Here is a 6,696-nt window from a genome sequence, read left to right on the forward strand (position 1 = left end):
AGGGAAGTCGGAAGAGGGAAGAAGGAAGAGGGAAGAGGGAAGAAGGTAGTCAACAGTCAACAGTCAACAGTCAACAGTCAAAAATTACTAATAATGGAATTTGCAGATTTTCAAGTGTGCGATGGTGATATTCCCGATTCTCTCTTATCTTATTATTTGACTGCTCCGGCGATCGCCGTTGATACGGAAACAATGGGTTTGCTACCTTGGCGCGATCGCTTGTGTTTGGTTCAGTTGTGCAATCCCGAAGGTAAAGTTGCAGTGGTGCGGATTGCCAAAGGCCAGACAGCAGCACCGAATTTAAAGAAGTTAATGGAAGCCGAAAGTATTGAAAAAGTATTTCATTTTGCGCGCTTTGATATGGCAACAATGCGTTACAATTTAAGTATTGACATTGCACCAGTTTTCTGCACCAAGCTAGCTAGTAAACTTGCTAGAACTTACACCAACAGACACGGATTGAAAGAATTAATTCTAGAACTTGAAAAGGTAGAATTAAATAAAACATCTCAAAGTTCCGACTGGGGAAATGCGACTAATCTTTCTGACGAGCAACTAAATTATGCTGCTAACGATGTCCGCTATTTGCTGAGCGCTAAACAAAAGTTGACTGCTATGTTGCAGCGAGAAGAACGCTGGGAAATTGCACAGCAATGTTTTCAGTGTTTGCCAGTTTTTGTGAGTTTGGATTTATTGCAGTACAATGATGTTTTCGAGCACGGCTAATACCATTTTAGATTTTAGATTTTAGATTTTAGATTGGGAATGACTGATGACTACCAGGGTTTAGAGCAAGGGCATACAATTGCATTCTTTTTTTGAAATTGTATAATATTGTGTCACCTCGCACAATTGCAATCAAATTGGTTTGTAATGAAGACTTGAGTTATCATAAAACTCGCTTGGACTTGAGTCCTCACTACAAAGGTAATTATTATTATTTGACCGAAAGCATCCAGGATACAAGCCCCCGGATTCATTCCGAAAGCAGACTCAGGACCCAGAAATCAAAAACCTGTATCCGAGAAACTTGCCCCCCGAATTTATCCGTGGGGTCAATGCTTCAATCTAAAATCTAAAATCTAAAATCTAAAATCGATTGACCGGACTTGATGTGAGTTTAAAAAAATTCAAAACAGTCATCTATTGCTGATTATGGCTAATCGGGATTGTGTTCGTGCAGCAAAGCTTCAATTTGGTCGTCAACATTTCTAATCACCTGTTCCAAAGCGGGCAACCCCTCTAAAGGCACAGGAGAAAGCCGAGTTCGATCGCGAATTTGATTCACTTTCCGCTGCAATTCTTCGGCCAGTCGCAGCGCGTCCCGACTCAAAGTAGACAACTGCTGCTGCTGGTAAAACCTCAAAGCTGCCCCCCGCAAAACTTGCAGGGTGGCTTCTTCCTTGCCACCCACGGTCATTACCCGCAAGCGCAACAGCAAATGAGTGTTTTGGTATATGCGCTCAACTTCGACTTGTTTGGCCTGTTCCACCGGGCCAACAGGCATATCTGTCAGCCGTTTCAACTCATCGATGACCTCTTGGAAAAGGACGATATCGATACCTTCGAGCATCGATTTCAAAACGCCATCTTGACTCCAAAGAATGCGACCTTGGGACTGATGCCGCTCAAAAAACAAGCGGCCGATACCCTCTCGCAGCACTCTACCGAGCAATTCTTGCAGCAGTTGGGGCGCGGGCAAAGTTGCCAAAACTTCCACTTGGCTTGACAAGTGCAAGGCCTCGACATTCAAAACCGATAGCTGTGTCGGTGTCGGGGGAACCTCAGCGCCAGCAGGTTTAAACCGCTCAGGAGCGGGCATCGAGGCTTCTGGCACAGACAGCAGCGTTGCTGCATTGGGGCCTGAAGTTGCTGGTGCGGGATTTTTGGGTGTTGGGGCTGCGGCGGTTTCTGTCTGGCTCGGTTCTCGGAGCTGGTTCCCGTGCAGCAAGTAAGCTGAGAGCATCGAGCGCTGAGTTTCCGAGGCAATTGGCTCTGTTGTGACTGAGCAATTCATGTAAGCTAAAATCCGCTGCACGTAGTCCAAGGCGGAGTCATCTTGGGCATCGACTACGCCCAATTTAAACAGATTACCTTCTAGAGATAAAGGCAAAACTTGATAGTAAAGGCAAGCTTCAAAGGGGACAACAGTGTCGATTAGGTGAAATATTCGATCGGAGTCCATTGTAGCTGCCGAGCCTGTTGAAGATGTATGTACCATTAGCTGCTTTGTAGTTGGAAGCGCGATCGAGCGCGACGCACCAACCTGATGCGATAAAATTAAACGCTGCAACTTCCCTGACGGAGGAATTGGCCTAACAACCGGAAGCTTTTATTAAAGAAAAATCCTTAGTCCCAGAATTTTCTCCCTTCTGTATTGCAGCCTCAAATTCTACCAAAAGATTGAGAACTAGATGATGACTAGCGCAGTCTAGACCAACTATCATCGATCGCCCGATATTGAGGCCCGTGGCTGGCAACAATAGAATTATATCTTTAATGCACAAGTATTAGAGATGCACCACAACGGATGATTTACGGGCTACCGCTGAATAGAGGATTGGTTAAAAAATCCTGAAAAGTCGATCGTGCTGCTAGTATCTTACCTCAGAGAGTGGGCTGTGATCGTCTCGGAGCGCGATCGTCATTCGATTTTAGATTTTAGATTTTAGATTTTGGATTGACTTGCGCGAGATAAATTCGGGGGCTTGAGGAGTTGAGATTTTCGATTTTGGATTGATTCCACGGATAAATCACGTAGCGGCTACGATCAAGAAACTCGCTTGTCACGGCAGCGCTACGATATCCCGATCGAGCTAACCTGATTGGACACAAGGGGCATCGCGCGGTTTTCCACGGGGAAACTCGCAATAATCTGTGGCTGTGCGGGAATGGATTTGTAGCGGGGATTATGAAAAATGCTACTGCCAATTAACAATTAGCAATTGCCCGCCACCCATTACCAATCTACTCGTTGCGGAGCGATTGAGCTGCTAAATAGAGTTTGCTCCACTCGCCGATGACTTGATTGGTTTTCAGCTTTAATTCAGATGCGATCGTCTCTACACTTTTTCCTGCTTTCAGCGATTCTACCAACTGCCGCTGAACCGGCGTGAGGTTTTGTAAATATTGCTGCCACTGAGCCGGAGTCAAGCCCAAACTGTGTTCTTGGAGCGAAGTTTCCAGCCAGTTGGCGACTAATTCCGGTGCTTGTTTGACCGCAAAAACGCGAATCGCGTGGTAACTGACTTTTTCTCGCAAGCGGTAAATTTGCTTGATCGGAACCTTCAACTCCTCGGCAATTGCCTCTTGGGAACGACCTTGGAGGTAAAGCTGCAGCCACCGGGAAGCCAGCGGATCGACTTCAGCGGCCAAGTAATTCTCAAATTCTTGTTGGACAATCTGCCGCTGAGTTTGCTGCTCTTCCCAAGCTTGATTTTCTCGATACTCGGACATCGCCTGTTCGTCTAGCAGGCTGAGCGGTTCGTCTGTATCGTCGGGTAGAACCTGTTCCGACACCAGCCGCACCCAGTCTCCCGCAGGCACTTGGGTCAATCCGCCCCGCTGAGCACGCCGCAGGTAGTTGACAAAACGGTACACCAACAGCGGCTGGTTGCGGATCGGCCGCAAGCAGTATTCTTCTGTGCTCGCTAGCAGCAAAGCATTTCGCAGGCGTCTGTCTGAGGTGCATTCGGCAATCCAGGCGACTTGCTGCTGCAGGTAGCGATCGGAATTGAGCATTTCCTGAATCACTTCTTGTAGTACCTCCACCGCACTCCGCTGTCTGTCGCGACTCAGGGAAACCCAGGCTTGGATTTTTTGCCGGAGCACCACCAAACCGCCCAGTCGCCCGATCAAGTTGCGGTAAGCTTTTTCTGGGGGTACTCCCAGATACCGAGAAATCAAAATTCGATATAAAAAGTCGATCGCGCCAGAGGCGACAGACAATTGAGTTGGGCTAAGAGTGTCAAATCTTTCGGGCTTGTCTCCCAACAGCCACCGGACAACACTCTCGCGAGTGCTAGAATTTTCGTCCGGGCAATCTTTTTCCAGTCGAGACTTCCAATCTTGTCCTAGTCTTTCCGCCAAGGTCATGGGCTGTCGAGAATATTGTCTTTCACCCCCGATTTTACGTGGTATCCTGGATTTTTGAGTATTTTTCAGATATTTCAGATATACGATCGCGCGATCGGATAAATTACCTTAAATTACCCTAAACAAAATTCCATTACGGTGCGATATGCCTAACTTTTTATTAGAACTCGGTACAGAAGAATTGCCCGCATCTTTTGTCGTAGGCAGTGCCCAGCAGTGGCAGCGACTTGTACCTGCAACGCTGGCAGAAGAATCCTTGACAAATGACTCAATTAATGTATACGCTACTCCGAGGCGTTTGGCCGTTCTCGTGAAGGGACTGCCAGTTCAGCAATTAGATAGAGAAGAAGAGGTAAAAGGCCCACCCGCGAGTTCGGCTTTTAAAGATGGCAAACCGACGAAAGCAGCGGAAGGTTTTGCGAAAAAGCAGGGCGTAGAAATTGATGCTTTGGAAGTTCGCGCTACCGATAAAGGCGATTTTGTGTTTGTGCTCAAAAAGATTCCGGGGCGGATGAGTGCGGATATTTTGACAGAACTTGTGCCGCAGTGGATTAATAAGTTAGAAGGCAAAAGATTTATGCGGTGGGCTGACGGAGATTTGAAGTTTCCGCGCCCGATTCGATCGATGGTGGCGCTGTTAGATGATACTGTACTGCCAATTACATTGGTGAGCGGTTCGGATACGGTCAAGAGCGATCGGATTTCCCAAGGACACCGGGTGTTATACACCCCCCCTACACCCCCCCTTGGCAAGGGGGGGACGGGGGGGGTCTCGATTCCGCAAGCCGAGGATTATGTCGAATATCTGCGGGCTGCTTGCGTGGAGGTCGATCGAACCCAGCGCAAAAATCAAATTAAAGCACAAGTAGAAGCCGCAGCGACAAAACAAGGCGGTTACGCCGACATTACCGAAGATTTGTTAGAAGAAGTCACTGACTTAGTAGAATGGCCGAACGCAGTTGTCGGCAAATTTGACGAGGAATTTTTGATATTGCCGCCGGAAGTAATCACCACAATTATTGTTACAAACCAGCGGTATTTTCCCATCCTCAAAAGCCCCGGTTATCCCGAACTTCTGCCCTATTTCATTACAATTTCCAACGGCGACCCGGCTAAATCCGCGATTATTGCCGCCGGTAACGAACGAGTAGTGCGGGCCAGATTGGCAGACGGTCAGTTTTTCTACAAAGCAGACTTGGTAAAGCCTCTAGAGGATTATTTGCCCAAGTTGGAAAAAGTTACTTTCCAGGAAGATTTGGGGACAGTGCGCGCAAAGGTCGATCGTCTGTGCAAGATTGCCAGCCTGATCACCAATCAACTGCAAATCACAGGCGAAGAACAAGCTTACATAGCAAGAGCAGCCTTACTTTGCAAAGCCGACCTCGTAACCCAAATGGTTTACGAACTGCCCGAAATGCAAGGAATCATGGGGCAGAAATACGCCTTAGCAAGTGGCGAATCGGAAGAAGTAGCCACAGCGATTTTAGAACATTATTTGCCCAAAGGCGCGGGCGACAATTTGCCCCAAACTCTGACAGGTCAAATTGTCGCCATAGCAGACAAATTAGATACATTAGTCAGCATCTTCGGTTTGGGAATGTTGCCGACTGGTTCATCCGATCCCTTCGCTTTGCGTCGCGCAGCCAATGCAATAATTAACATTATTTGGGCGGCTCAGTTGCCAGTAAACTTGCACCAGTTGCTCGCACAAGTTGTTGCAGAATTTACTGCAACGCGCCCGGAAACACCGACGGAGTTGCTGGCTCAGTTATACGAGTTTTTCTTGCAAAGAATTCGGACTTTGTTGCAAGAAGAAAAAAATGTAGATTATGATTTGGTAAATGCAGTTTTGGGAGAAAACGACCCAGAATATACTGAACGAGCATTGAGAGATTTGTTGGACGCACTGGAAAGAGCGCTTTTCCTACAACAAATCCGCAATAACCAGACTTTGGATTTAATTTATGAAACAGTCAACCGTTCAACTCGTTTGGCGGCTCAAGGTGATTTGGATAAAATAGAATTGGAACCGAAAGCGGCGGTGAAACCAGATTTATTTCAAAAGTCGTCTGAACAAGCTTTTTACGATGCAGTCGTGCAGTTAGTGCCGCAAACGCAGTTATCCAAGCAAACTCGCAATTACCAGCAGTTAGTAGATAGTTTGACGGAAATTGCTCCGACTGTTAGCAGCTTTTTCGACGGGCCAGAAAGCGTTTTGGTGATGGATTCTGACCCCGAAATTAAGCAAAATCGGTTGAATTTACTGGGTTTGCTGCGGAATCACGCGCGGGTGTTGGCGGACTTTGGGGCGATCGTCAATCGATTTTAGATTTTAGATTTTGGATTTTAGATTGCGACCAAAGGTTTTGATGTAATATCAAATCCATTGGTATCGGAATTATTCATTTCTATCTTCTCTCTTCTCCTCCTCTGTGTCCTCTGCGCCCTCTGCGGTTAAATCATCCCAAAAAAACCGTAACCGAAATCGATTTTAGATTTTAGATTTTGGATTTTAGATTGCGACCAAAGGTTTTGATGTAATATCAAATCCATTGGTATCGGAATTATTCATTTCTATCTTCTCTCTTCTCCTCCTCTGTG

At 46.7% G+C, this 6,696-nt stretch carries 4 protein-coding genes; 2 read left to right on the forward strand and 2 right to left on the reverse strand.

Features of this window, described 5'->3' with window-relative positions:
- Positions 1 to 93 precede the first annotated feature (93 nt).
- Entirely contained in the window at positions 94 to 726 is a 633-nt protein-coding gene (locus Q5691_RS04280) for a ribonuclease D (protein ID WP_333215637.1), read from the forward strand.
- Between the two features lie 433 nt (positions 727 to 1,159).
- Here Q5691_RS04280 and Q5691_RS04285 read toward each other — a convergent pair whose 3' ends face one another.
- On the reverse strand, positions 1,160 to 2,221 hold the full coding sequence (locus Q5691_RS04285) for a hypothetical protein (protein ID WP_333208929.1): 1,062 nt from the start codon (positions 2,219 to 2,221) through the stop codon (positions 1,160 to 1,162).
- A gap of 746 nt (positions 2,222 to 2,967) precedes the next feature.
- Complete coding sequence (locus tag Q5691_RS04290; RefSeq protein ID WP_333208927.1) at positions 2,968 to 4,095, reverse strand: HetZ-related protein 2; 1,128 nt, start codon at positions 4,093 to 4,095, stop codon at positions 2,968 to 2,970.
- Between the two features lie 145 nt (positions 4,096 to 4,240).
- Between Q5691_RS04290 and glyS the strand changes: the two genes are divergently transcribed.
- Positions 4,241 to 6,424 carry a glycine--tRNA ligase subunit beta gene (glyS, locus tag Q5691_RS04295; protein ID WP_333343981.1) on the forward strand — a complete coding sequence of 728 codons (2,184 nt, stop codon included), beginning with the start codon at positions 4,241 to 4,243 and terminating at the stop codon, positions 6,422 to 6,424.
- The last annotated feature ends 272 nt before the right edge of the window (positions 6,425 to 6,696 follow it).

The organism is Microcoleus sp. w1-18aA5 (assembly GCF_036701705.1).
GTDB lineage: Bacteria > Cyanobacteriota > Cyanobacteriia > Cyanobacteriales > Microcoleaceae > Microcoleus.